Source organism: Micromonospora sediminimaris, from assembly GCF_016863575.1.
Taxonomy (GTDB): domain Bacteria; phylum Actinomycetota; class Actinomycetes; order Mycobacteriales; family Micromonosporaceae; genus Micromonospora; species Micromonospora sediminimaris.
In genome coordinates, this window is record NZ_BOPD01000018.1 from 63431 (window position 1) to 85705 (window position 22275).

Annotated in this window: 22 protein-coding genes; 15 read left to right on the forward strand and 7 right to left on the reverse strand. The window is 70.9% G+C overall.

Annotated elements, in window-relative coordinates; genetic code table 11:
- Positions 1 to 103: 103 nt before the first annotated feature.
- A complete protein-coding gene (gene purB, locus Vse01_RS15665; protein WP_093403816.1) occupies positions 104 to 1528 on the forward strand; it encodes an adenylosuccinate lyase in 1425 nt (474 codons plus the stop codon).
- Between the two features lie 126 nt (positions 1529 to 1654).
- Here the strand turns inward: purB and Vse01_RS15670 are convergent, their stop codons facing one another.
- Together Vse01_RS15670 and Vse01_RS15675 are read right to left on the reverse strand one after the other, a co-directional pair.
- Complete coding sequence (locus tag Vse01_RS15670) at positions 1655 to 2218, reverse strand: YbjQ family protein (RefSeq protein ID WP_093404167.1); 564 nt, start codon at positions 2216 to 2218, stop codon at positions 1655 to 1657.
- 24 nt (positions 2219 to 2242) lie between these two features.
- Positions 2243 to 2923: a S1 family peptidase gene (locus tag Vse01_RS15675; RefSeq protein WP_093403817.1), complete on the reverse strand. Its 681-nt coding sequence runs from the start codon at positions 2921 to 2923 to the stop codon at positions 2243 to 2245.
- A 447-nt stretch (positions 2924 to 3370) separates the two neighbouring features.
- Here Vse01_RS15675 and purS point away from each other — a divergent pair, with 447 nt between their 5' ends.
- The 4 genes from purS (at position 3371) to Vse01_RS15695 (ending at position 8021) form a co-directional block, all read left to right on the forward strand.
- On the forward strand, positions 3371 to 3634 hold the full coding sequence (gene purS / locus Vse01_RS15680; RefSeq protein WP_093403819.1) for a phosphoribosylformylglycinamidine synthase subunit PurS: 264 nt from the start codon (positions 3371 to 3373) through the stop codon (positions 3632 to 3634).
- The gene (gene purQ / locus Vse01_RS15685) at positions 3631 to 4314 is read left to right on the forward strand and encodes a phosphoribosylformylglycinamidine synthase subunit PurQ (RefSeq protein ID WP_093403821.1); all 684 of its coding nucleotides are present in this window, start codon (positions 3631 to 3633) and stop codon (positions 4312 to 4314) included. Before purS ends, purQ begins: the two co-directional genes overlap by 4 nt.
- Before the next feature lie 67 nt (positions 4315 to 4381).
- Positions 4382 to 7261 carry a phosphoribosylformylglycinamidine synthase subunit PurL gene (gene purL, locus Vse01_RS15690; RefSeq protein ID WP_232511212.1) on the forward strand — a complete coding sequence of 960 codons (2880 nt, stop codon included), beginning with the start codon at positions 4382 to 4384 and terminating at the stop codon, positions 7259 to 7261.
- Between the two features lie 4 nt (positions 7262 to 7265).
- Positions 7266 to 8021 carry a 2-phosphosulfolactate phosphatase gene (locus Vse01_RS15695; protein WP_093404169.1) on the forward strand — a complete coding sequence of 252 codons (756 nt, stop codon included), beginning with the start codon at positions 7266 to 7268 and terminating at the stop codon, positions 8019 to 8021.
- 138 nt (positions 8022 to 8159) lie between these two features.
- Here the strand turns inward: Vse01_RS15695 and Vse01_RS15700 are convergent, their stop codons facing one another.
- Positions 8160 to 10412, reverse strand: coding sequence for a carboxypeptidase regulatory-like domain-containing protein (locus Vse01_RS15700; RefSeq protein WP_444980321.1), 2253 nt, complete (start codon positions 10410 to 10412; stop codon positions 8160 to 8162).
- Between the two features lie 99 nt (positions 10413 to 10511).
- Here Vse01_RS15700 and Vse01_RS15705 point away from each other — a divergent pair, with 99 nt between their 5' ends.
- The 5 genes from Vse01_RS15705 to amcA all read left to right on the forward strand — a co-directional run bounded on the left by Vse01_RS15705 (position 10512) and on the right by amcA (position 15304).
- Positions 10512 to 10874, forward strand: coding sequence for a sterol carrier family protein (locus Vse01_RS15705; RefSeq protein ID WP_093404170.1), 363 nt, complete (start codon positions 10512 to 10514; stop codon positions 10872 to 10874).
- 162 nt (positions 10875 to 11036) lie between these two features.
- Entirely contained in the window at positions 11037 to 12599 is a 1563-nt protein-coding gene (purF, locus tag Vse01_RS15710) for an amidophosphoribosyltransferase (protein ID WP_139233132.1), read from the forward strand.
- A 64-nt stretch (positions 12600 to 12663) separates the two neighbouring features.
- Positions 12664 to 13818, forward strand: a complete 1155-nt coding sequence (purM, locus tag Vse01_RS15715) for a phosphoribosylformylglycinamidine cyclo-ligase (RefSeq protein WP_093403824.1) — start codon at positions 12664 to 12666, stop codon at positions 13816 to 13818.
- 177 nt (positions 13819 to 13995) lie between these two features.
- Positions 13996 to 15099, forward strand: coding sequence for a cyclophane-forming radical SAM peptide maturase AmcB (gene amcB / locus Vse01_RS15720; RefSeq protein WP_307818657.1), 1104 nt, complete (start codon positions 13996 to 13998; stop codon positions 15097 to 15099).
- Positions 15068 to 15304, forward strand: coding sequence for a multiple cyclophane-containing RiPP AmcA (gene amcA / locus Vse01_RS15725; protein WP_093403827.1), 237 nt, complete (start codon positions 15068 to 15070; stop codon positions 15302 to 15304). Before amcB ends, amcA begins: the two co-directional genes overlap by 32 nt.
- Before the next feature lie 146 nt (positions 15305 to 15450).
- On the opposite strand, the gene Vse01_RS15730 is transcribed toward amcA, so the two are convergent.
- Together Vse01_RS15730 and Vse01_RS15735 are read right to left on the reverse strand one after the other, a co-directional pair.
- The gene (locus Vse01_RS15730; protein ID WP_093403828.1) at positions 15451 to 15663 is read right to left on the reverse strand and encodes a DUF3073 domain-containing protein; all 213 of its coding nucleotides are present in this window, start codon (positions 15661 to 15663) and stop codon (positions 15451 to 15453) included.
- Between the two features lie 348 nt (positions 15664 to 16011).
- Positions 16012 to 17094: a Glu/Leu/Phe/Val family dehydrogenase gene (locus Vse01_RS15735; protein WP_093403830.1), complete on the reverse strand. Its 1083-nt coding sequence runs from the start codon at positions 17092 to 17094 to the stop codon at positions 16012 to 16014.
- Between the two features lie 272 nt (positions 17095 to 17366).
- On the opposite strand from Vse01_RS15735, the gene Vse01_RS15740 reads away from it, so the two are divergent.
- Positions 17367 to 18206: a DUF8083 family protein gene (locus tag Vse01_RS15740; protein ID WP_093404172.1), complete on the forward strand. Its 840-nt coding sequence runs from the start codon at positions 17367 to 17369 to the stop codon at positions 18204 to 18206.
- A gap of 252 nt (positions 18207 to 18458) precedes the next feature.
- Positions 18459 to 18668 (forward strand): BldC family transcriptional regulator, encoded by a 210-nt coding sequence (locus tag Vse01_RS15745; RefSeq protein WP_007073996.1) that lies wholly within the window; start codon positions 18459 to 18461, stop codon positions 18666 to 18668.
- A 101-nt stretch (positions 18669 to 18769) separates the two neighbouring features.
- Here Vse01_RS15745 and Vse01_RS15750 read toward each other — a convergent pair whose 3' ends face one another.
- On the reverse strand, positions 18770 to 19150 hold the full coding sequence (locus Vse01_RS15750) for a PPOX class F420-dependent oxidoreductase (RefSeq protein ID WP_093403831.1): 381 nt from the start codon (positions 19148 to 19150) through the stop codon (positions 18770 to 18772).
- Positions 19151 to 19204: 54 nt separating this feature from the next.
- On the opposite strand from Vse01_RS15750, the gene Vse01_RS15755 reads away from it, so the two are divergent.
- Positions 19205 to 19984 carry a class I SAM-dependent methyltransferase gene (locus Vse01_RS15755; protein WP_093403833.1) on the forward strand — a complete coding sequence of 260 codons (780 nt, stop codon included), beginning with the start codon at positions 19205 to 19207 and terminating at the stop codon, positions 19982 to 19984.
- A 75-nt stretch (positions 19985 to 20059) separates the two neighbouring features.
- Here the strand turns inward: Vse01_RS15755 and Vse01_RS15760 are convergent, their stop codons facing one another.
- Complete coding sequence (locus Vse01_RS15760) at positions 20060 to 20356, reverse strand: hypothetical protein (RefSeq protein ID WP_093403834.1); 297 nt, start codon at positions 20354 to 20356, stop codon at positions 20060 to 20062.
- A 193-nt stretch (positions 20357 to 20549) separates the two neighbouring features.
- Here Vse01_RS15760 and Vse01_RS15765 point away from each other — a divergent pair, with 193 nt between their 5' ends.
- A complete protein-coding gene (locus Vse01_RS15765; protein WP_093403836.1) occupies positions 20550 to 21491 on the forward strand; it encodes a 3-hydroxyacyl-CoA dehydrogenase family protein in 942 nt (313 codons plus the stop codon).
- A complete protein-coding gene (locus Vse01_RS15770) occupies positions 21488 to 22231 on the forward strand; it encodes an enoyl-CoA hydratase/isomerase family protein (protein WP_093403837.1) in 744 nt (247 codons plus the stop codon). Before Vse01_RS15765 ends, Vse01_RS15770 begins: the two co-directional genes overlap by 4 nt.
- Positions 22232 to 22275 lie beyond the last annotated feature (44 nt).

The window sequence follows — 22275 nt, forward strand, 5'->3', positions numbered from 1 at the left end:
ATCATGAGGTTAACGGCAGTTATTGATCTTCAAGTCGCCGCCAACCTCATGATCAACCCGGACCCGCTCGGGTTGGTGCGGCGGGGGTCGGGAGAATGGGTCCGTGACGACGATCCCTAACGTGCTCGCCAACCGGTACGCCTCGCCCGAGCTGGTCACCCTCTGGTCGCCGGAGGAGAAGATCCGGCTGGAACGACGGCTCTGGCTCGCTGTGCTCCGGGCCCAGCGGGACCTGGGCGTGCCGGTGCCGGACGGGGTGGTCGAGGCGTACGAGCGGGTGCTTGACGATGTCGACCTGGCCTCGATCGCGGCGCGGGAGCGGGTCACCCGACACGACGTGAAGGCCCGGATCGAGGAGTTCAGCGCGCTCGCCGGGCACGAGCACGTGCACAAGGGGATGACCTCCCGGGACCTCACCGAGAACGTCGAGCAGCTCCAGGTGCGCCGTTCACTGGAGCTGATCCGGGATCGGGTGGTGGCGACGCTGGCTCGGCTCGCCTGGCACGCCCACGAGTACGCCGACGTGGTGATGGCCGGCCGATCGCACAACGTGGCGGCTCAGGCGACCACGCTGGGCAAGCGCTTCGCGTCGGCCGCCGAGGAGCTGCTGATCGCGTACGAGCGGTTGGAGGACCTGATCGCCCGGTATCCGCTGCGGGGGATCAAGGGGCCGGTCGGCACCGCCGCCGACCAGCTCGACCTCTTCGACGGCGACGCCGAGAAGGTGGCCGAGCTGGAGCGGCGGGTCGCCGAGCACCTGGGCTTCGGCCGGGTGCTGGGCAGCGTCGGCCAGGTCTACCCCCGGTCGCTCGACTTCGACGTGCTCTCCGCGTTGGCGCAGGTGGCTGCCGCGCCGTCGTCGTTGGCCACCACGATCCGGCTGATGGTCGGTCAGGAGTTGGCCACCGAGGGCTTCAAGCCGGGCCAGGTCGGCTCCAGCGCGATGCCACACAAGATGAACACCCGCTCGTCGGAGCGGGTCAACGGCTTCGCGGTGATCATCCGGGGTTACCTGTCGATGGTCGGCGAGCTGGCCGGTGACCAGTGGAACGAGGGGGACGTCTCCTGTTCGGTGGTGCGCCGGGTGGCCCTGCCGGACGCCTTCTTCGCCGCCGACGGGCTGTTCCAGACGTTCCTCACCGTGCTCGACGAGTTCGGCGCGTACCCGGCGGTGATCAACCGGGAACTGGAGCGGTTCCTGCCGTTCCTGGCCACCACCAAGATTTTGGTGGCTGCCGTCCGCCGGGGCGTCGGCCGGGAAACCGCCCACGAGGCGATCAAGGAGCACGCCGTCGCGGTCGCCCTGGCCATGCGGGAAAAGGGCACCCCGGACAACGACCTCTTCGACCGCCTGGCGGCGGACAGCCGCCTCGCCCTGACCCGCCCCGAGATCGACGCTCTGGTCGCCGACCGCGCCGCCTTCGTAGGCGCCGCCCCCACCCAGATCCAGGCAGTCACCGCCAGAATCACCAGAATCGTCGAATCCCACCCCCAAGCCTCCACCTACTCCCCACCCCCCATCCTCTAACCCCATCCAAAGACGGCGTTGATCAAGAAGTTTTGGTCGGGGATCCACCGGATCCACGACCAAAACTTCTTGATCAACGGGAGCCGGTGCGGGCCGGTGCGGGTGGGTGCGGGGTGCTGGGTGGGGTCAGTCGCGGGTGGGGGTTTCGGGGGCGGTGCCGAGGGTGGGGGCGCTGGGGGGTTCGGCGATCTTGCCGGGCTCCTCGGCGAAGGCTGGTTCCTGGGCCGTCTCGGCGGCCACCAGGGGCTGGTCGGGGGGCATGACGTCGGGGACCTTCGGCACCACGATCACGGCGGTGCCGTAGGCGCAGATCTCCATCCACATCTCGCCGCAGTCGCGGCTGTCGAACCGCATCCCCACCACGGCGTTCGCGCCGAGCCGCCGGGCCTCCTCGCCGAGGCGGGCGACCGAGTCGGTACGCCAGCGGGTGAGGTTGTCCGGCGCCATCGGGTCGTACGCGCCACCGCGCAGGTTCTTCACTCCCTCGCGGTACGGGTTGCGGGTTCTGGCCATGGAGGAGACCACCTCGCCGAGGATCTGGCGGATCTCGTAGCCGGGAAGTTGATCCGTCGTCACGACCAGCACGTTTCCGATGCTGGCAGGCCTGGGTGCGGCACATCGTGAGCCCTGTTCACCTGCTCGGATGCTGAAAAACCGCGCGGCGCGGACGGCGGGCGCAGGGCCCACCATCCGCGCCGCCACGGGCGCTAACCGTCAGACGCCGGAAACGGACCGGATCCAGGCACGGTTGTACGCGACGCTGCCGTAGTTCTGGATGCTCTGGCCGTCGGCGGTGGAGGCGACGCCGACCTGCTGACCGTTGTAGAACTGTGGGCCGCCCGAGTCGCCCCGCCAGGCGTTGCCGTTGATCCGGGTGCTCCGGATCGCCTGCCCGCCGTACGCGTCACTCACGTTCGTGCTGGTGACCCGAACGCTCGCGGTCTTGAGCTGGCTCGACGCCGAGCAGCCGCTGTAGCAGGTCATGCCCCAGCCGTAGATCGAGTTGGTCGAGTTGACCGGCGGGTTGCTGGAGGCCAGCGTGACGTAGCTAGTGCTCACCGAGCTGGACAGGCGCATCAGGGCCAGGTCGTACCGGCCGTAGGTGGCGCTGACCGTGCGGGTGACACCGCCGGAGGAGCGGTAGACGCTGCCCACCCGGACCGACATCGAGCCGCCGAGGCAGTGCCGCGCGGTGAGGACCCACTGCGGGGCGATGATCGTGCCGGAGCAGGTGAACGAGCCGTTGCTGAAGACCGCGGCGGCCCACGGTGCCGAGGAGACGGTGCCGCCGCCGATGATGAGGGGAGCGACGGGTGAGGCGACGGCGCCAGAACTGGCGCCCATCACCGCGGCCATGGCGGTGGCGAGGACCGCGATCAGGGATCGGATGCGCATGGGACTCCTTCGGGGTTCCCAGGACCCGGGTTCACCGGGCCGGCCTGCGGTGACGGACGGGGGTGATCCGCCACCGCGACGTCGGTACATCGACATCTGACGATGTACCGTAGGGCCCGGTGAGGTGTTTCACAAGAGGTTCATTGAAACAAGGTGATGTAACAGTTGGATTTCCCGTCGCCGGACCGCTCGCGACCGGCGGCGGCTCCCAGCTGCTCTGCAGCCAGGGGCTCGTCCGGCCGGGGATGATCGGCAAGGGTCGGCAACGAAGCCGTATCGGGATCGCAACGAACCCGTATCGGTCCCGATCGGTCCGTGCGGGTAGGGTCCGGGCGGCACCCGGACGGCGTCCGGCCGGTGCGTCTGGCGCGGCATCTGCCAGGTAGGCTGGCTGCGCTCGCCCGTTGTGGGTCGGCACCCAACTGCGTACACAGTCAGGAGTGCCCAGTGCCTCGCGTCGTCGTCGACGTCATGCTCAAGCCCGAGATCCTCGATCCTCAGGGCCAGGCCGTCGCAAACGCGCTGCCCCGGCTCGGCGTCAACGACGTCGCCTCGGTACGGATCGGCAGGCGGATCGAGATCGACTTTACCGGTGAACCGGACCTGGACCGGGCTCGGGAGATCGCCGACAAGTTGCTCGCCAACCCGGTCATCGAGGACTTCACGGTCCGTCTGGTCGAGACCGACGAAGCCGCGGAAGCCCGGTCGTGACCGCCCGGGTCGGTGTGGTGACGTTCCCCGGCTCGCTGGACGACGGGGACGCGGCCCGGGCCGTACGGATCGCCGGTGCCGAACCGGTCCGTCTCTGGCACGGTGAGGCGGAGCTGCACGGGGTGGACGCGGTTGTCCTGCCCGGTGGCTTCTCCTACGGCGACTACCTGCGCTGTGGGGCCATCGCCCGGTTCGCGCCGGTGATGGAGAAGATCATCGACGCCGCCGGCGCGGGCCTGCCCGTGCTGGGCATCTGCAACGGCTTCCAGATCCTCTGCGAGGCGCACCTGCTGCCCGGGGCGCTCACCCGCAACCAGCACCTGCACTTCCGTAACCGCGACCAGATCCTGCGCATCGAGACGACCGGGACCGCCTGGACGAACACGTTCCAGCCGGGCCAGGAGGTGCTGATCCCGGTCAAGAACGGCGAGGGTTGCTACGTCGCCGACCCGGCAACGCTGGACGAGCTTGAGGCCCAGGGCCGGGTCGTCGCCCGTTACGTCGGTGGCAACCCCAATGGATCGCAGCGGGACATCGCCGCGATCACCAACCAGGCCGGCAACGTGGTCGGCATCATGCCGCATCCCGAGCACGCGGTGGAGGCGCTCACCGGCCCCTCCCTCGACGGTCTCGGCTTCTTCACCTCCGTGCTGAAGCACCTGGTGGGGACGCCGGCGTGACCGTCCGCGACGGGATCATCGGTCGGCTCACCCGCCCGTCGGGCGGCGAGCGCAACAAGGAGACGTCATGACCACGCATCCGGACCCGGTGCGGGACAACCCGGAGGCGGTCCCGGCGCAGCCGCAGCCGGCCGCCGCTCCGCCGGCCACCCCGGCCCGGCACGCCGCCGCGTCCGAGGCCACCGAGTGGACCGACGGGGTGGACACCGTGCCGCGTGCCGCGGGCACTCCGGAAGAGCTCCAGCCGTACGCCGAGCTGGGGCTCGCCGACGACGAGTACGACCGCATCCGGCACATCCTGGGCCGCCGGCCGACCCAGTCCGAGCTGGCGATGTACTCGATCATGTGGAGCGAGCACTGCTCCTACAAGTCCAGCAAGGTGCATCTGCGGCAGTTCGGCGAGAAGGCCCCGCCGAGCGACCGGCTGCTCGCCGGCATCGGAGAGAACGCCGGTGTGGTGCGGATCTCCGACGAACTCGCGGTGACCTTCAAGGTCGAGTCGCACAACCATCCGAGCTTCGTCGAGCCGTACCAGGGCGCGGCGACAGGTGTCGGCGGCATCGTCCGGGACATCCTGGCGATGGGCGCCCGCCCGGTGGCGGTGATGGACCCACTGCGCTTCGGCGCCGCGGACCACCCGGACACCGCCCGGGTGCTGCCCGGCGTGGTCGCCGGTGTCGGCGGCTACGGCAACTGCCTCGGTCTGCCCAACATCGGTGGCGAGGTGGTCTTCGACCCCTGCTACCAGGGCAACCCCCTGGTCAACGCGCTCTGCCTGGGCGTGCTGCCGGTCGACCGGCTGCAGAAGAAGGACGCCAACGGCCCCGGCAACGTGGTGGTGCTGATGGGGGCCAAGACCGGCCGGGACGGCATCGGCGGCGTCTCCGTGCTGGCCAGCGCCACCTTCACCGAAGGCAGCGAGCAGCGCCGCCCGTCCGTGCAGGTGGGCGACCCCTTCATGGAGAAACTGCTGATCGAGGCGTGCCTGGAGCTGTACGACGCCGAACTGGTCGTAGGCATCCAGGATCTCGGCGGCGCCGGCCTGACCTGCGCCCTGACCGAGACGGCCGCCTCCGCCGGCACCGGCATGCGGGTGTGGCTGGAGCGGGTGCCGCTGCGCGAGCCCTCGATGGAGCCGCACGAGATCCTGGCCAGCGAGTCCCAGGAGCGGATGCTGCTGGTCGTCACGCCGGAGAAGCTGGAGGCGGTGCTCAAGACCGCCGAGAAGTGGGGCGTCTGGGCCACCGCCATCGGCGAGGTCACCGCGCCCGAGTCGGACGGTGCACCGGGCCGGCTGCACATCACCTGGCGGGATCACCTGGTGGTGGACGTACCGCCGGGATCACTTGTGGACGACGGACCGGTCTACGCCCGGCCGATGCGCGAGCCGGCGGACCTGATTCTGCTCCAGGCCGACCGGGCGGAGACGCTGCCCCGGCCGAGCGACCCGGACACCCTGCGCGAGACCGTGCTGCGCATGATCGCCTCGCCCAACCTCTGCGACAAGACCTGGGTCACCGAGCAGTACGACCGCTACGTGCTGGGCAACACCGTGCTCGCCCAGCCGGAGGACTCGGGTGTGATCCGCATCGACGAGCGCACCGGGCTGGGCGTGGCGCTGTCCGTGGACGGCAACGGCCGGTACGCGCGGCTCGACCCGTACCAGGGTGCCAAGTTGGCGCTGGCCGAGGCGTACCGGAACGTGTCGGTGACCGGCGCGACGCCGATCGCGGTCACCGACTGCCTGAACTTCGGCTCGCCCGAGGACCCGGGCGTGATGTGGCAGTTCGCCGAGGCGGTACGCGGCCTGGCCGACGGCTGCGCCGAGCTGGGCATCCCGGTGACCGGTGGCAACGTCAGCTTCTACAACCAGACCGGTGCGGCGGCCATCCACCCGACGCCTGTCGTAGGCGTGCTCGGTGTGCTGGAGAACGTGGCCGACCGGGTGGCGTCGGGCTTCGTCCCGCGTTCCGGCGCCGATCACGACCAGCTCTTCCTGCTCGGCGAGACGCACGTGGAGCTCTCCGGCTCGGAGTGGGCCTGGGTCACCCACCAGCACCTCGGTGGCGTACCCCCGCACGTCGACCTGGCGCGCGAGAAGCAGCTCGCCGGCCTGCTGGCCGACGCGGCCCGGGTCGGGCACCTCAGCTCCGCGCACGACCTCTCCGACGGTGGTCTCGCGCAGAGCCTTGTGGAGTCCTGCCTGCGCCACGGCGTCGGGGCCCGGATCGCGGTGCCGGAGCGGTTCGAGGGCACCTCGATGCCGTTCGTCTTCCTGTTCAGCGAGTCCGCCGGTCGGGTGCTCGTCTCGGTGCCGCGCGGTCACGAGAAGGCGTTCACCGCACTCTGCGGCGAGCACGGCGTGCCGTGGGAGCTGATCGGCGTCACCGACCCGACGGGCGGTGCGCTGGAGGTGCACGGCCAGTTCCGGATCGGCCTGGACGAGCTGCGCGAGGCGTACACCGGCACCCTGCCGGCTCTGTTCGGCGGCGTGCAGCCGTTCGAGGTGACCGCCCCGGCAACTGCCGAGGTCGTCCTCGACGGGCCCGCCGAGGACGATGCGGCTGCCGACATCGACGGTGCGCAGGCCGACGCGACGATGACCGGTCCTGCGCAGTCCCCGAGCCAGACCACCGGCCGGCAGCCGACTGGGACGGAGGCGGCTGAGCGGACCGCCCCGGCGCAGTCCGAAGCTGTGCCGGCATCGACCGGAGCCGCGCCGGTGCCGGCCGAGCAGGCGCCGGGCGCGACGGATGCGACAGGTGAGCCGGCCGACCGACCGGCCGAGCGGGCCACCCCGCCGGTGCGTGGCGACCGTGCCGCGGCGGCCCCGCCGTCGGGCGAGGCCGCCGATCCGGCCGCCCCGATGGGCGACCACGAGGAACCCGGGGCGGACGCTCCGCAACACGGTGACACCGAGCAGCCCCCCGCGCCCGACGAGCGCTGAGGCGTTGGCCGCGGCCGTATTCGCCCAACCCGGGTCGGGGGTCCGATTCGACTGGGGTCTGGCGGGTGCGGCCGAACTCGGCCGGGTCTGCGCGGCACTGGTGGTGGTGGACGTGCTGTCGTTCACCACCACCGTCGAGGTGGCGGTGGGGCGGGGGATGCGGGTGCATCCGTTCCCCTGGGGCGAGCAGGCCGCCACCTACGCACGCCGGGTCGGCGCGGTCGCCGCGACCGGCCGCCGGCAGGTCACCCGCGAACATCCGTGGTCGCTGTCACCGGCCGCGCTGAGTCGGGCTCCGGTGGTGCCCGACCTGGTGTTGCCGTCGCCCAACGGTTCGGCCATCAGCGCCGCCGCCAGCGCCACCGGGCTACCGGTGGTCGCGGCCAACCTGCGCAACGCACGCACCGTCGGGCGTTGGCTGAGCAGCCAGGGGTACGGCTCGACGACCGCCCCGATCGGCGTGGTGGCCGCCGGTGAACGATGGCCGGACGGATCGTTGCGCCCCTCGGTGGAGGACCAGTTGGGTGCGGCCAGCGTGCTGGACGCCCTCTCCGGTGCGCCGGGCGGGCTCTCGGTGGAGGCGGCAATGGCACTGGCCGCGTTGGCCAGCACCCCGGACGTACCGGCGGCGATCCGCGGCTGTGTCTCCGGTCGAGAGTTGATCGAAGGTGGCTTCGCCGAGGATGTCGAGATCGCGGTACGCGTCGACACCTCTGACGTCATCCCACTGCTCCGCCAGGGCGTCTTCTCCGCCGCCTGACCGCTGGCGGTGCACGGCGTCGGGCCGGACCGCCGATCCACACCCGCCGGCCGAGCCCAGAACCGCGAGGCTGCTCGGGCCTTGCCGGCCGCCGCATGGACCGAGAGCCCTCGGCTCGACCGGGGACCGCGATCGGATCTAGTCGTCCAGCCAGTCCAGGCGGCGACCGCCACGGTCCTGGGGCGCGCCCTCGGGTCGGCCGCGGCCGGCCTGCGCCGGGTCGCCGTACCCACCGCCCTGGCCGTAACCACCCTGGTCGTAGCCGTTGTCGTAACCGCCGCGCTGCCGTGGGGGCTCCTGACCGTACCCGCCACCGGCCGGGCCACCACCGTAGCCACCCTGGTCGTAACCACCGCGTGGCGGCGCGTCCTGGCCGTATCCGCCGCCGGCCGGGCCGCCGTAGCCGCCCTGGTCGTAACCGCTGTCGTAGCTGGTGTTGTCGTAGCCACCGCGCTGGTGCCCGGCGTCCTGGCCGTAGCCCCCGGCCGGCTGGTCGTACCCGCCACCGGGCGCCGCGCCGTAGCCGCCGCCCGACTGTCCCGGAGGGTAGCCGCGGTTCGGGTCGCCCTGACCGTATCCGCCACCCGGCTCACCTTCGCCGTAGCCACGGGTCGCGTCGCTCTGGCCGTAGCCACCGGGCTCGCCCGGGCCGTAACCGCGCGTCGGGTCGCTCTGGCCGTAGCCACCGGCAGGGTCGTGGCGACCGTAGTCGCCACCGGCCTCGCCTCTCCCGTAACCGCCGGCCTCGCTCTGCCCGTAACCGCCGGCCTCGTTCTGGCCGTAGCCCGGGCTGGCCTCCGGCTGGTACATCCCGGTGGCGTACGGGTCGGCGGGGGCCGGATAGGCCGTTTCCTCGCCCTGATAGCGGCCGGTCGGCTCGTCGTACCGCTCGCCGTAGCCGCCACCTGCCGGCGGGTAGTCCGGGCCGGCGTTGCCGGCACCGTAGTCGCGGCTGCCGTAGCCACTGCCGGAGGACGGACTGTTGCCATAACCGCTGCCGGAGGACGGGGCGTTGCCGTAGCCCCCGCCCGATGAGGGGGCGTTGCCGTAGCCCGGAGCGCCGTAGCCGGCCGGCTCGTCACCGTAACCGCCACCACCGGACCAGCCACCGGGCCCGCTCGCGGCACCGTAAGGCTGCGGCGGTGCGCCGTAGGGGTCCGGCGGAACGTCGTCGACGACCGGCTGGTGCATCATCGTCGGCGCATTCGCCAACCCGGCGCCGCCGACCATGGTCGGGTCCGGTGCGGCACCGACCCGGTTCACCACCCGGGTCTGGTCGTCCGCACCGGCGAACGAGCCGCGGGCCGCCGGGACCGCGCCGGCCGGAGCGCCGGCGGGAACATCACCGTCGGGCTCGACGTCCTCGTTCTCCTTGCGCTTCATCCAGAGCAGCACGATCGTGCCGACACCGACGGCCACGAAGAGACCGCCCAGCAGGATGAGCAGCCAGTTGCCGAATCCACCGGAATCCTCGTTGGAGGCCGGCGCCTGGGCGGCAGCGCTCTCGGCGGCGGTTTCCTCCTCCTCGCCGAGTTCCTCCTCGAACGGGTCCTCGGTCGGCACTGCGGACTCGCTTGCCGACGGGCTGGCGCTCGGGCTCTCCGACGCCGCGATCGGGAGGGTGATCCGCCGTCCGGTGATGCTCTGCCCGGCGTTGGCGGTGAAGCTCGCCACGGCGTTCTTGTTCTCGGCGCTCGCGCCGATGTCGATCCGCCCGGGCGCGATCGGGTTGTCGCTGCTGCCGGTGAACCGGAAGTTGCCGTCGCCGTTGGTGGTGGTGTCCCGCTGCTTGCCGGCACTGTCCTTCAGCAGGACGTATGCGCCTGCCACCGCGTCGCCGCCCTGGTCGACGACCTTGCCGGAGATCGACCGCACCGTCTGCGGCGCCTGCGTCGTCGGCGGCGGGTTGGGGCCGCGCACCGTCATGTCGCGCTCGTCGCTGCCCTGGTCGCCGCCGGCCCGGGCGGTCACCCGCACCTTGCCGGAGCGCTCCTGACCGGCCGCCACGTCACCCGCGACCAGGTCCACCGTGATCGACGCTTCCTCGCCGGCCGGGATCAACCGGGCTGGAATGTTGCAGTCGCCCTGACAGCTGAGGCCGTTGAAGGTGCTGACGGTGATGCTGAAGGGTAGAGAACTGTCGACGTTCCTGACCCGGAACGTCATCGACGTTTTCTGACCGGACTGGAGGGTACCGTTCGACAGACTCGTGATCTGGACGTCCGGGTCCTCGGCGAAGGCGGGTGTGGCTGGGACGGCGAGCAGGGCACCGATCATCAGCGCCACGACCACACCGGCCCGCTTGTGCCAGGCTCGTCGGTGTGTTGACACGTCCACCGCCTTCCGGACTGACCTCCCCTGACCGGCGGGTGCCGGGCGGGGGAACATCACGGTACGAATACGCCGTCGGCAACTATGCCTTGTCGGGCCGGATCGGCGCGACCCAGGGCCAGCGTGACGGTCGGCGCGATCACGCCGTATCGTCCCGTCGTGTCCTCTCCGTACATTAAGTCCGCCTCGGTAGCGGCGGCGTTGTCGGCGCTCGATGAGGGGCGTACACCCGAACGGCCGGTGCTCCGCGAGGCGGTCAGGGCCTTGTTGACCCTCCTCGCGGATCGCGCCCCCGGCCGATCGGTGGAGGTGCGAGTCCCACCTTACGGTGCAGTTCAGTGCGTTCCGGGGCCGCGACACACCCGCGGTACTCCCCCGAACACGGTGGAGATGGATCCGGAAACCTGGCTCGGGTTGGCCGCGGGGAGACTCAACTGGACGCAGGCGGTTACGGAGGGTCGCGTCAACGCGAGCGGGGCTCGCGCTGACCTGTCTGCATATCTGCCGCTCGAACTGGGGTGATGGCTGGGGCTGGATGACACATAGCGGCGACAGTGTGACTGTATGTGGCGACATGGATTCGCGTACACTGTCAGGCGACGACAGTGTGGTCCCGGCCGAGAGGTGCGGAGCAACCCCCGTGGTTCCGCCAGGCCAGTCCAGACCAGCAAGAGGGAGCGGCAGGTGCCCCGAGGCGACGGCCGGCTGAGCCACGACCTTGATCCCCAGCGACCCGGCCCCCAGGACGCGTGCGGTGTCTTCGGCGTCTGGGCCCCGGGGGAGGAGGTTGCCAACCTGACCTACTTCGGGCTGTACGCGTTGCAGCATCGAGGTCAGGAGGCGGCCGGCATAGCGGTCAGCGACGGCTCCGGCGTGGTGGTCTACAAGGATCTCGGCCTGGTTGCCCAGGTCTTCGACGAGCCAACCCTGGCCAGCCTGCGCGGTCATGTCGCGATCGGGCACGCGCGTTACTCGACGACCGGCGCGTCGACGTGGGAGAACGCCCAGCCGACCATCCGGGCTACCAGTTCGGGCACCACCATCGCGCTGGCGCACAACGGAAACCTGGTCAACACGGCCGAGTTGCAGCGTGAGGTGGCCGAGCGTGGCCTCGGCGCGGACGGTTCGACGAACGACACCTCGTTGGTCACCATGCTGCTGGCCAGCCGGCCGGATCTGTCTGTCGAGGCCGCCGCGCTGGAGGTCCTGCCGCAGCTGCGAGGCGCGTTCAGCTTCGTCTTCATGGACGAGTCGACCCTCTACGCCGCGCGCGACCCGCACGGTGTGCGTCCGCTGGTGCTGGGCCGACTGGATCGCGGCTGGGTGGTGGCCAGCGAGACCGCCGCGCTGGACATCGTCGGTGCCAGCGTGGTCCGCGAGGTCGAGCCGGGCGAGTTGATCGCGATCGACGCGGAGGGGCTGCGGTCCACCAGGTTCGCCGCCCCCGAGCCCAAGGGCTGCCTCTTCGAGTACGTCTACATAGCCCGGCCGGACGCCACCATCGCCGGCCGCAACGTGCATGCCGCCCGGGTCCAGATCGGGCGACAACTGGCCAAGGAGCACCCGGTCGACGCTGACCTGGTGATCCCGGTGCCCGAGTCGGGCACGCCGGCGGCGATCGGCTACGCCGAACAGTCCGGCATCACCTACGGTGCCGGCCTGGTGAAGAACCCGTACGTCGGGCGTACCTTCATCCAGCCGTCGCAGACGCTGCGTCAGCTCGGCATCCGGCTCAAGCTCAACCCGCTTCGGGAGAACGTGCGGGGCAAGCGCCTGGTCGTGGTCGACGACTCCATCGTCCGCGGCAACACCCAGCGCGCGATCGTGCGGATGCTGCGCGAGGCCGGTGCGGTGGAGGTGCACGTACGCATCTCCTCGCCGCCGGTCTCCTGGCCGTGCTTCTACGGCATCGACTTCGCCACCCGCGCCGAACTGCTCGCCAACGGCCTCGACAACGACGGCATCCGGCGCTCGATCGGCGCGGACACGCTGGGTTACGTCTCGTTGTCCGGCCTGATCGCCGCGACCGAGCAGCCGAAGACCCGGCTCTGTCGGGCCTGCTTCGACGGGGAGTACCCGATCGAACTGCCCGTCGGCAACCTGATCGGCAAGCACGTGCTCGAAGGGATCGGACGCCGGGTCGCCAACCACACGGCCGACGAGATCGGATCCGCCGAGCAACTCGTCCCGCCACTCGACAGCAGCTTCGGCGACCTCAAACCGTCGGCGACCACAAACCGCCCGTAGCACCGCCCGGCTGCCGTGCCGGTCACCGTCGACGCGACAGCCGAGAACCACAAAGGGGAGAACCGTGACGCACGTGTCCGAGCGCAGCGGCGCAGGAAGCAGCCCGAGCGGCGCTGGCGGGGACCGTCAGCCCTGGACGGCCGGTTCCGGCCGCCCGGCGCGCAAACGCGCGGTCTCGTACGCGGACGCCGGCGTGTCCATCGAGGCGGGTGACCGTGCCGTGGAACTGCTCAAGTCGAAGGTGAAGCAGACCCGCCGGCCGGAGGTGATGGGTGACCTCGGCGGCTTCGCCGGCCTGTTCCGGCTGGACACCACGAAGTACAAGCACCCGATCCTGGCCTCCTCCACCGACGGCGTCGGCACCAAGCTGGTGATCGCCCAGCAGATGAACATCCACGACACGGTCGGGATCGACCTGGTCGCGATGGTCGTCGACGACCTGGTCGCCTGCGGCGCGGAGCCGCTGTTCCTGCTGGACTACATCGCCACCGGCGAGGTGGTACCGGACAAGGTCGCCGAGATCGGCGCCGGCATCGCCGACGGCTGCCGGTACGCGGGTTGCGCGCTGCTGGGTGGCGAGACCGCCGAGCACCCGGGCGTGCTGCGCCCCGACGAGTACGACATCTCCGCCACCGGCGTCGGGGTGGTGGAGGAGAGCGAGATCCTCAGCTCCGAGCGGGTCGAGGTGGGCGACGTGGTGATCGCGATGCGATCGTCCGGCCTGCACTCGAACGGATACTCCCTGGTCCGGCACGTGCTACTGGGCGCCGGTCGGATGCGCCTCGACGTGGTGATCGACGACTTCGGTCGCCAGCGCACCCTCGGCGAGGAACTGCTCACTCCCACCAAGATCTACGCACAGGACTGCCTCAAGCTGATCGCGGAGGCCGAGGTTCGGGCCCTGGCCCATGTCACCGGCGGCGGGATCCCCGGCAACCTGGTGCGGATCCTGCCGGAGCACGTGGACGCCGTGGTGAACCGCTCGACCTGGAAGCCGCAGCCGGTCTTCGACCTGGTCCAGTCCAAGGGTCGGATCGAGGATCCGGAGATGGAGGCGACCTTCAACATGGGCGTCGGCATGTTCGCCATCGTGTCGGCGGAGGACGCCGACCGGGCGCTGGCCACGCTCACCGGTCGGGGCGTCGACGCCTGGCAGGTCGGCGAGATCATCGAGGGCACCGGTGAGGTGCGGATGGTCGGCCAGCACACCCGAGGATGATCACTTTGCGCTGATCGTCCGACCACCTGATCAGGGCTTCACCCGAGTGGCCGTCGCGGCCTAGCCTGAAGGGCACCCTCGAGAGCTGTGGGGGCGTGCCCCTGCCGGGTCGCGCCCGGCAGCCCAAGACCGCTACGGAGGAGGGCGATGGCTGGGCGGGGACGGTCATTGGGCGGGATGCGGGGCCTGGCCACCGTCCCGTCGTACGTCGTGATGCAGCCCACCACCCTCTGCAATCTCGACTGCGCGTACTGCTACCTGCCGTTTCGGGCGGCGGACCGGCAGATGCCGGTCGCGGTGGCCGAGGCGGTGGCCGCCTCGGTGAACCGGTGGGCGGCCACCGACCGGTTCTCCGTGGTCTGGCACGGTGGGGAGCCGCTGGCCACCGGTCGGGAGCGGCTGGCGGCGCTGATGGCGCCCTTCGGGCCCGAGGTGGAGCACCACGTCCAGACAAACGCCACCCTGATCGACGATGCCTGGTGCGAGTTCTTCGCCCGGCACCGGATGCGGGTGAGCGTGAGTGTGGACGGGCCGCGGGAACGCAACGGTGAGCGGGTAACCCGGGCCGGTCGACCGGCGTACGACCGGATCGTCCGCGGGGTGGCCGCGCTGCGTCGGCACGGGCTGCCGTTCTCGGCGCTCGCGGTGGTCAACGATCCGTCGCCCGGCCGGGCCAGCGAGCTGTACGACTACTTCCTCGACCTCGGTTGCGAGGTGCTCGGCGTCAACATCGAGGAGACCGAGGGAGTCAACACCCGGGACAACGCCCACGCCGCCCCGGCCGTGACCGGGTTCTGGGCCGAGCTGGTCGCGGCCTGGCGGCGGGATCCCCGGATCCACCTGCGGGAGGTGGAGTGGTCGTTGCGGTACGCCGCAGCGGTGCTGGACGGTACGGCGGACGATCTGCTGCCCAGCCGGCTCGACCCGATACCGACAGTGGCGTACGACGGCTCGGTCGTGGTGCTCTCACCCGAGCTGGCCGGTTTCCACGATCCCCGCTACGGCGACTTCTCCAGCGGAAGCGTGCTCACCACCCCGTTGCACACCATCCTGGCCGACGCGGGGGCGACGCCCTGGGTCGGCGAATTCATCGACGGTGTGGAGGCGTGTCGCGCCTCCTGCCCGTATTTCGGTTTCTGTGGCGGAGGCCACGCGGCCAACCGCTACTTCGAGCTGGGGCGTTTTGACGGTACGGAGACCGAGCACTGCCGCAACAGCAAGATCCGCCTACTGGAGGGAGTGTTGGAGCATGCCCGAGACCACCAGTCACCGGGAGCCTGAGACCGTGACGGGAGCCGAGCCCGACCGGGTCGCCGACCGGGTGCGGGAGGCCGCTGTCGGACTCAACGCCCTGCTCCACGAGGCCGAGGTCGCGCGTCAATTACGGGCGGAGGTGGCGGGTGGCGACGGGGCCAGCGCGGTCTGCGCCTGGAACCACTTCGAGAACATCCCGACGTTCTACAACTGGAACAACCGTCCCCGCTGACCTGTCGGTGCCGAGGGCCCGCCACGCTGCCGGAGCATCGTCCGGCCATGGTGGGCCCTCGACTCGTCGGGTGCTGCACGCCGCTGCGTAGCGGGCACATGCGTGAGCACGCGGGCAGTCACCGCGTGCTCAGATGTGACCGGGGGTCAGCGGGTCGGACGGACCCAGTTGTCCGGGTCGTCGTCGGAGTGGTCCTCGTCATCGTCGACGTACTCTTTGTAGTCGTCGTCGAAGTTGCGGTCCGACTTGCCGCTGCCGCCGAGTTCTCGCTGCAAGGCGGCGAGGTCGGTGTTCGGGGAGTGGTACTTCAGCTCCCGGGCCACCTTTGTCTGCTTGGCCTTAGCACGGCCGCGCCCCATGGCTCGACCCCCTCGCACAGAATGCGGGGCAGCCCGAAGGCGGGCCCCGATGACGTCAGGCATCTCTCGTGGCTCTTACGGTACATGGGGATGCCACCGTTCGGCACCTCGGGTTACCTACGACCACGACCGCGCGTTGCGGTTGTCAGGACGTCACCCATTGTACCCGGTAAGGAGCGGTGCCGAGATCGGTCGTGACACGGGGCAAATCTCCGCGAACAGGTCGCAAATTCAGCTTAGAGCGACCGGCAACAGGGCGGTGGCCTCTCGTCTCGCGTCCACCGCCCTGTCGGCAGTTCGGACCGAGGCGTCGGGGGCGGACACCGGCCCGCCCCCGATGGTGCGTCGTCAGCGGAGGTGGATCGTACGCAGCCGGCCGATCTCGGCCATCCGCCGCTCGGCCAGCCGGTCCGCCGCCACGGCCGGCGGCACGCCGTCGGTGTCGGCGAGACGGAGGATCTCCCGCGTGGTGTCGTAGATCCGGGTGGCGCGCAACTTGGCCCGCTCGAAGTCGAAGCCCTCGATCTCGTCCGCGACCTGGATCACGCCGCCGGCGTTCACCACGTAGTCGGGCGCGTAGAGGATGCCCCGGTCGGCGAGCAGCTTCTCCACCCCGGAGTGGGCGAGCTGGTTGTTTGCCGCCCCGGCGACCACCTTGGCTCGCAGCGCCGCCACCGTGTCGTCGTCGAGGGCGCCGCCGAGGGCGCACGGGGCGTACACGTCGATGTCGGCGGCGACCAGCGCGGAGACGTCGTTGACGAGGTGGACCTGTGGGTGCGTGGTGCGCGCCCAGTCCAGCGCCCGCGCGCTGACGTCGGTGGCGACCACCTCGGCCCCGTCTTCCAGGAGGTGACCGACGAGGTACTTGCCGACCTTGCCCAGCCCGGCGACACCGACCCGCCGACCGTTGAGCGTCGGTACGCCCCAGACGTGCTCGGCCGCCGCTCGCATGCCCTGGAACACACCCCAGGCGGTGAGGATCGAGGAGTCGCCCGCCCCGCCGTGCTCGACGCTGCGGCCGGTGACGTACCGGGTCTCCCGGGCGATCACGTCCATGTCCGGTACGTAGGTGCCGACGTCGCAGGCGGTGTAGTACCGGCCGCTCAGGGACTCCACGAAGCGGCCGTAGGCGCGCAGCAGCGCCTCGCTCTTGATCTGCTCGGGGTCACCCCAGATGACCGCCTTGCCGCCGCCCAGGTCCAAGCCCGCGAGAGCGTTCTTGTACGCCATGCCGCGGGAGAGGTCGAGCACGTCGGCGAGGGCGGCCTCCTCGCTGTCGTACGGGTAGAACCGGGTGCCGCCGAGCGCGGGACCCAGCGCGGTGGAGTAGATGCCGATGATCGCCTTCAGGCCGGTCTGCTTGTCCTGGCAGAACACGACCTGCTCGTGACCCGTGGATTCCGGATCGTCCGTGGTGGCGAATACGCCCATGACTGGCTCCTGTGTCGGCGGGCGCCCTTGTGGGGCGCGGACCTGGTCAACGTCGGCGGGGATGCTGCCGGTGTTGCGAGCCTAGTATCGGCGCGCGTCGCGCCGCTCTCCCCAGTGGCCGCCGTCCCGCCCTGCGGGCGGTCCGTCCCGGCTCCACCGCCGTCGAGGGTGCGGGGTGGCGCCGGGCTTTGCCCGGGTTGCTCCTGCGCCGCGCCGGCTCGACCGATGACGCCGAGCAACGCTCGGCTTGCCGTTCGTGGGAGGATCGCGCCGTGCCGTCGCTCTTCGCTTCATACCTGCGCGTGTACGAGCCGCTGACCGCCTTCGACCGGGATCGCCAGTCCTACTGGCGGCGCTACGTCGAGCAGGGGCGGGCCGTGGCGCCGGTCGAAGGGCCCGGCCGGCAGCGCACCTCGGTGATCGAGGCGCTCGGTGCCGGTTGGACGCGGCTGCCGGATCTGCCGGACGAGGCGTACGTGCTGGAGACCGACGAGACCCTGCTGGTGTGCCCGTGGAACCTGCGTATCCGGGTGGCTGAGGCGGCGTTGAGCGCACGGGACGGCGTACCGCCGGTGCTGGCCGACGCCTTCGTGCCGCCGGTGCTGGCCGGGCAGGCCAAGGCCGTGGTGGAGGACTGGCGCAGCGGTGCCCGGGTGCTGGAACACGGCGTCCCCCGCGTGCACGAGCAGATCGCGACCTGGGGCGTGCCGCTGCGCTGGTTCGTGCTCTTCGATGCGCAGGAGCGCAACCACGTCACCGTGCCGGACCGGCGCTCGCTGCGCTTCCGGACGGAGATCTCCAAGGCCCGCCGCCGCTCGTCCCGGGCGCTCGCGGTGCTCCGCAAGTCGGTCGGCGACGCGCCGATCACCGAGGCGGTGGAGGAGGCGGCCCGCTGGCTGGAGGAGTTCCACCCACGTTCGGTGGTTGAACTCGACTACGGCGGGCTCGTGGATCTGCTCTCCGACGAGACGTTGGCCGAGGACGACTCGCCGGAACTGGTCGCGGCCGGGCTGGCCGGGCTGTCCCGGGGCGAGGCGGAGGAGGCCTCGGCGGCGTACGACAAGTTGGTCGCCCGGTGGCGCGCGGTGCAACTTCTGGAGCGTTGCAATTAGGTCACCAATGTCCCTTTTCCGGGCGGCAATGCGAGGCTCCTTCGTAGTTGACGCATCACGAACCGTGATCATGAGTCCGATTAAGTTACTTTCTGGCGTGTAAAAGTCGTATAAATCGGGCATGGTTCATCCGTCCGTCTAGGGACGTTCGGCCGTTCGGCCCATGTCGGACATCGGGGACTAGCCGGACCATGGGAGACGCGTCGGCCGGCGGGACCCCGGCCGATGTCTATACATGTGGAGGAGTGACCGATGGCATCGCGAACGCACGAACCAGAGCCGCTACTCACACCGGCCGAGGTGGCGTCGATGTTCCGTGTCGACCCGAAGACGGTGACCCGTTGGGCGAAGGCTGGCAAGCTGAGCGCCATCCGGACCCTCGGCGGTCACCGCCGATACCGCGAGTCTGAGGTCAGGGCATTGCTGCAGGGTCAGATTCCGCAGCAGCGTCAGGGGGACTGACCGCACGGTTGATAACAGAGCTTCACGAAGGGCGGCGGACTCGTTCCGCCGCCCTTCGCCATGGTCGGGCCGGCGAAGTCCCGCAACGCCGGGCGAGACCGTCAGCCGGTCAGCTCGACGCGGATGCCCACCGTGCCACCCTCCCCCCGACGCAGCCGGCTGCCGAGCAGGGTCAGCCGGCCGATCACCCGGTACTTCTGCTTGATGAGGCCGCGGATGCGGTTGGTCGCGCCGGGGTCGTAGAGGCTCGCCCGGGCGGGTACCGCCTCGCCGTGCGGCCGGCCGCGTACGTCGCAGGGGGCCACCGTGACGTCCCCACTGCGGCGGATCCGTTTCACCTTGCCGGCGTCGGCCGCCGACCACACCGCCAGGGCGTCGCCGTCGCGCACCGCCCAGACCGGGGTCGGCACCGCACGACCGTCCTTGCGGAAGGTCGTCAGGAGGATGTACTTCTCGGCAGAGAGGCGGTCCAACGTGGTCACGCCGCCAGGATACGGGCGCTGCGGCCAACTGACCGGCCAGATAGCGTGAAGCATGTGACGGGGGAGCCACGGATCGGTGACGTCTTCGGGGAACTGCTGCGCGACGCGCTGGCCGTGGCGACGGGCATCGGTCCCCGGCCGCTGGCCGGTGGCCGCCTGCCCCGCCCGGTCATCGAGATCATCGAGCGGGACGACGGGCTGATCAACGGCGCACCGGCCGCTCACTATCTCGACGGACCAGAGGACTGGCAGCCGCACGACCACCGTGCGGTCGACCGGGTACACGGCGCGACACTTGACGTCGGTGTCGGTGGCGGACGGATCGCGCTGCTGTTGCAGGAGCGGGGCGTACCGGTCACCGGGCTGGACACCTCGGCCGGCGCGTTGCAGGTGTGCCGCCGCCGGGGCGTACGCGACCTGGTGCACGCCACAGTTGACGAGCACGCCGCGAGCGGGCGGCAGTACGACACCTTCCTGCTGCTCGGCAACAACCTCGGCCTGATGGAGGGGCGGGAACGGGCTCCCGCCTTCCTCGCCGCGCTGGCGGCGCTGGCCCGGCCCGGCGCACAGGTGATCGCCCACGGCACCGACCCGTACGGCACCCGGGATCCGGTGCACACCACGTACCACGAGCACAACCGGCGGCGGGGGCGCCTCGGCGGGCAGTTGCGGCTGCGCCTGCGCTACCGCGAGCTGGGTACTCCCTGGTTCGACTACCTGGTCTGTTCGCCGGAGGAGCTCGCCGAGCTGGTGCACGGCTCCCCTTGGAAGTTGGTCGACGTGGACAACCACGACGCCCCGTACTATCTCGCCACCCTGAAACTGACCGGCTGAACCGGCGACCCGCGGAAATGTTGAGAAGGGCTCCCTGCTCCGCCGGAGGCGTCAGCAGGGGCCCTTCCCGACACCTCAAACCTGAACGGTCGGCGGAAGCTGCTCCGGGGGGAGCCCGCCGTCGCCGTCGACCACCTCGTCGGGCTGGCCGTCCTCGTCGATGTCGACCATCGTGACGTCCACCTTGCCGTCCCCGTCGGTGTCGAACTGGAACAGGTCGGCCTTGCCGTCCCCGTCGGTGTCGACCACCCACACGTCGGTGCGGCCGTCGTTGTTGGTGTCGGCACGCAGCAGTTCGACGCGCTCGTCGCCGCGCGTCTCGACGGTCCCCTCGGCGCCCGTGCCGTCCACGGTCTCCGGTGCCTGGCTCATCTGCTCGTCCTTCCCTCGGTTGTCGGCGGTCTTACCCGATCCCGCCCGCCCCCACGCATGGCACCGGTGCCGGCGCTGCATAGGGTCGCAGCATGACTGAGCGGAGCGTACGGGCTGACACCCGGCGTGGCGGCGACCCCGCGCGTCGCAGGCGTCAGCCGGGGACCGATTCTCACGGTGCGGTGGTGTCGCGATGACTGAGCGGTTCGTGGTGGTGGGTGCCGGCACGATGGGTCTCGGCATCGCGTACGTGGCGGCCGGCAGCGGTCACACCGTGGAGCTTGTCGAGGTGGACCGGGAGCGTGGTGTCGCGGCGGTGCGGCGGCTCACCGAACTCGGCGAGCGGGCCGTGCGGCGCGGCAGACTCAGCGCCGAGCAGGCCGCTGCCGACCGGGAACGGATCATTCTGCGGGCAGGGCTCGCCGAGGTCGCACCGGCACCGGACGTGGTCGTGGAGGCTGTACCGGAACGGGCCGATCTCAAGCGGGCCGTGCTCGCCGAGGCGGAGGCACTGCACCCGGCGCTGCTGGGCAGCAACACCTCAAGCATTCCGATCGCCGACCTGGCGGCGGAGCTGACCCGGCCGGAGCGTTTCTGCGGGTTGCACTTCTTCAACCCGGTCTGGGCGATGGCGCTGCTGGAGATCGTGGTCGGGCCGGCCACCTCTCCGGAGACCACGGACGCCGCCGTCACGCTCGCCGGTCGGCTCGGCAAGGACCCGGTCGTCGTACGCGACATGCCGGGCTTCGCCACGTCACGGCTCGGCGTGACCCTCGGGCTGGAGGCGATCCGGATGGTCGCCGACGGGGTCGCCAGCCCCGCCGACATCGACAAGGCGATGGTGCTCGGCTACCGACACCCGATCGGGCCGCTGGAACTGACCGACCTGGTCGGTCTGGACGTGCGCCTGGACATCGCGCGGACGTTGCAGAGCGCGTACGGCGACCGGTTCGCCCCGCCGCCGCTGCTGGTGGAGCTGGTCGCCGCCGGCCGGCTGGGCAAGAAGTCCGGGCACGGCTTCTACCGGTGGACCGATGGGGTGCGCTCGGGCGGCAGCGAGCCTCTCGCGACCCCCGGCGGCGCTTCGGAGGGGCCGACCCCGGGCGGTACCGGCTCGCCGGAGGCGGCACGATGAGCGGACTGCGGGTCGAGGAGCAGCCGGACCGACTGGTGGTCACGCTGGACCGGCCGGAGAAGCGCAACGCCATCGACGCCGACCTGATCGCGGCCCTGCACGAGGTCTGCGCCGAGTTGGAGGCACGCCCCCGGATGCTGCTGCTGACCGGCGGCACCGATGGGATCTTCACTGGCGGGGCCGACATCGCCCAACTGCGGGACCGTGGCCGGCTGGACGCACTGGCCGCGATCAACTCGGCGGCCTTCGCCCGGATCCGGGCGCTGCCGATGCCGACCGTGGCGGCGATCGACGGCCCGGCCCTCGGCGGCGGCGCCGAGCTGGCGTACGCCTGCGATCTTCGGGTCTGCTCCGAGCGGGCGGTCTTCGGCCAGCCGGAGGTGCGGCTCGGCATTCTGGCCGGTGCCGGCGCCACCCACCGGTTGCCGGCGCTGGTGGGCGAGACCCTGGCCAAGGAGCTGTTGTTCACCGGCCGGCGGGTGGACGCTGCCGAGGCGCTGCGCATCGGCCTGGTGAATCGGGTGGTGGCCACGCCGGACGAGCTGCTGCCGGCGGCCCACGGGTTGATCGACGAAATGGCCAAGGGTTCGGCGTTGGCGCTGCGGTTGACCAAGCTGGCCGTCGACGCCCCGGCCGCCGCGCATCCACAGCTGGACCTGGTCAGCCAGGCAGTGCTCTTCACCGACGAGGAGAAGCAGCGCCGGATGACGGAGTTCCTGGAACGGCGGCGCGGACGCTGAGGCACCCGCAAGCAGCGACGGCCGCACCGCGTCGCGGTGCGGCC